At 73.1% G+C, this 2,975-nt stretch carries 2 protein-coding genes; both read right to left on the bottom strand.

The window, feature by feature from the left end; translation table 11 throughout:
- Positions 1–1,555, bottom strand: a 1,555-nt coding sequence (locus QAA18_RS12555) for a BatD family protein (protein ID WP_279413414.1), incomplete at its 3' end; no start/stop codon positions are given.
- The coding region (locus QAA18_RS12550) for a VWA domain-containing protein (RefSeq protein ID WP_279413411.1) at positions 1,555–2,975 on the bottom strand (1,421 nt) is incomplete at its 5' end. The genes QAA18_RS12555 and QAA18_RS12550, both read right to left, overlap by 1 nt.

Genomic DNA, 2,975 nt, shown 5'->3' with positions numbered 1-2,975 from the left:
GGGCGGCAACGCCGTCGCCCGCGCCCCAGCGCGCTTCCTGCAATGCATCCACGGCAGCGCGCTGGCGCTCGTCGGCCAGTGCGTCGCGCACCGCGTCCAGGTCCGGTGCGGGTGGCAAGAGCGATGCACGCAAGGCCTCGGCGACGTCCCCCAGGTCGCCGGTGTCGAGCGCGCGGCGCAAGACGTCCTTGCCGTCGCGGCGACGCACGGGTGCGGCCACGGCTTGCTCGTGCGGACGCCGATGCAGGCCCCACATGAAGGTGATCAGCCACAACAGGGCGAAGGCCACGGTGGCGAAGGCCCAGGGACGCACCCTGCCCTGCACGCCGGGCACCCGCATCCAGCCATCGTCGCCGCGCGCCGCAGGCTCCCGGAGGGACGACGCGGCGGTAGGCGACGGTGCCGCGCCCTGGCCTGCCTCGACGCGCAACGAAAGCACCGGCGCCGTCGCCGTGCGCGCCACGCCCGCATCGGCATCCCACCACTGCAGCTGCGGTGCGGCCACGCGCAATTCGCCAGCACGCGAGGGCACCACTGCGAAGCGCCTGCGCACCGTGGTCCGCGGCCGGCCGCCTTCGAACGCCTCGTCGTGCTCGGGCGGATCCGGAAAGACCTGGGCACCGGCGATCGGTGGCAACTGCAACTCCGGCAGTTGCGCCGCGGTGGCGCCATCGGCGCTCGCCTCGAGTACCAGCGTGGCGGCCTCGCCCTCGGTTGCGGTGCCGGGCGCGACCCGCCAGCGCAGCGACAACGCGTGCAACGGCAGCCACGGCTGCGGCGCATTGGCCGGCACCGGGCGCACGCCTAGCACGCGCGGCGCGCCGTTGGCCTGCAGCGCACGCTGGCCGTCGCCGAACAGCCCTTCGAAGAAGCCGCCGGCGCCCTGGCCGCGGAAGCGCGCGCCCGGACTGGCCAGGGTGCCGCTGCGTTCCGGCACCAGCAGGAAACGACGTTCCACCACGGTGTAGCGCTTGCCGTCGATGTCGCGGGTGTAGCGGAGGTCTTCGCCCACGCGCTGCATGGTCGCGCCCTCGGGCGAGGGCTGGTCGAGCTGGCCGTTGACCAGCGGCACGGCGAAGTACAGGCGCACCACGTATCCCACGGCCTGTTGCACGTAAGGCGACGCGGCGTCGGCCTCGGATTCGATGAAGACATCGTCCCCGCTGCGTGCCGGCGTCGCGGTGGGCGCGGTGACCACGAGCTCGAGCGGTGCGGTGCGCTGTCCGGCGACGAGCAATCGCGGGATCTGCAGCGTGCCCTGCCCGCGCGGCTGCAGTTGCACGCCGAACAGCGTCCGCGCATGCGCCTGGCCGTTGACCGTTGCAAAGCTGCGGCGGCTGGTGTGTCCGCCAAGGCGGAAGTCGCCGAGCAACGGCGAATAGTCGGGGCCTTCCGTTGCAGTGCCCTCGACCTCGATGTTGAGCGTCGCGGTTTCGCCCAGGGCGATGCGGTCGCGGTCCAGCCACGCGCGTACGGACTGCGCGTTGGCCGGCGGCACGAACAGCGGCAACAGGGCCAGCAGCACCAGGATGGCGGCGAAGTGGAAGCGTCGCATCAGTCGCCTCCCTGCCTGCGGCGGTACTGCTCGAGCCGGAAGCGCTCGCGCAGCAGCCCACCCGGATCGTCGGGAATGCGGCGCAGCCACGCTTCGTTGGCCAATCTCCGTTCGCGCTCGGTGGTCGTCTCCGGCGCCTGTTGCTTCGCGCCGGCATCGCCCTCGCCGTCGTTCCCGGGCTGCTCCGGCTGCCCATCGGCAGGCTGCTGTTCCGGCTTGTCACCACCTGTGGTGGAAGCGTCGTCGTTCCTGCCCGCATCGCCGGCGCCGCCCTTGCCGCCGTCGTCGCGCTTGTCGTCCTCGCCCTTGTCGCTGTCGCCGCCACCCTGGGGCGGCTTGCGCTTCATCGCCGCCAGCACTGCCTCGCGGTTGGCCTCCGCATCCTCCATGCCGGGCTGCAGGCGCAGGGCCTCGTCGTAGGCGGCGATGGCCTGCGCGTACTTGCCCTGCCGCGCCAGCGCGTTGCCGTGGTTGTAGTGCGCATCCGCGCCGGGCAGGCCCTGCCATGCGGCCGCCGCTGCAGCGTAGTCCTTGCCGTTGTAAGCCTCCGCGCCTTCGCGCAGGCGCTGGTGCGCCTGCTGGTCGGGCCGCCTCCACCAGTCGCCATCGGCCGCAGCCGCGGGTTGCCACGGCAGGCACAGGCACAGCGCCAGCACCGCGAACACGCCCTGGCGGCGGAAGCCGAGCGCGACCAGCAGCAACAGCGGGAGCAGCAACCAGTAGCCCTGGTCGCGCCAGAGCGACCCGGCCTTGTCCTGGCTGGCGGCGGCCCCGGCAGGATCGACGCGCAGCACGCCGAGCGCTTGCAGGTCGCTGCCGTCGGCTGCCGCCGTGGCGTAGCGACCGCCGCCGGCGGTGGCGAGCGCGCGCAGCGGGTCGGCCTCGAGGCGTGCGTACTGCATACTGCCCGAGGCATCGCGCCACGGTCCGCCGGTCGCGGTGCCGAGGCCGAGCGCGGAAACACGATAGCCGTCGGCTGCCGCAGCGGCGGCCGCCGCGATCGCTTCCGCACCCGCATTGCCGCCAAGCACGAGGATGTCGCCGCTGTCGAAGCCGGCCTGGCGCAACAGGCGCACGCCGCGTTCGATCGCGGGCGCGGGGTTGCCGGGCGCGATCACGTCGCCGGGCATGATGGAGGGATGCAATGCATCGAGGAACAGCGCGACGTTGGCCGCGTCCTCGGTAAGCGGCGCGACCACGTAGGCGTCTTCCGCATAGACCAGCAGTCCGACCTGGCCATCGCCACGCTCGCGCAGCAACGTGTCCAGGCGCGCGCGCGCCTGGGCCAGGCGCGAAGGCGGCAGGTCCGCCACCTGGATCGAGCCGGACAGGTCCAGCGCCAGCACCAGCGGCGCGCGCGCCTGCCAAAGCGGCTGCGGCTCGCGTTGCCAGGACGGTCCGGCCAGGGCGACGATCGCCA

Origin of the sequence: Luteimonas sp. 8-5, from assembly GCF_029763755.1 — a bacterium.
GTDB lineage: Bacteria > Pseudomonadota > Gammaproteobacteria > Xanthomonadales > Xanthomonadaceae > Cognatiluteimonas.
The sequence above is the reverse complement of the archived record's forward strand: the minus strand, read 5'-3'. Positions and strand labels throughout refer to the sequence as shown.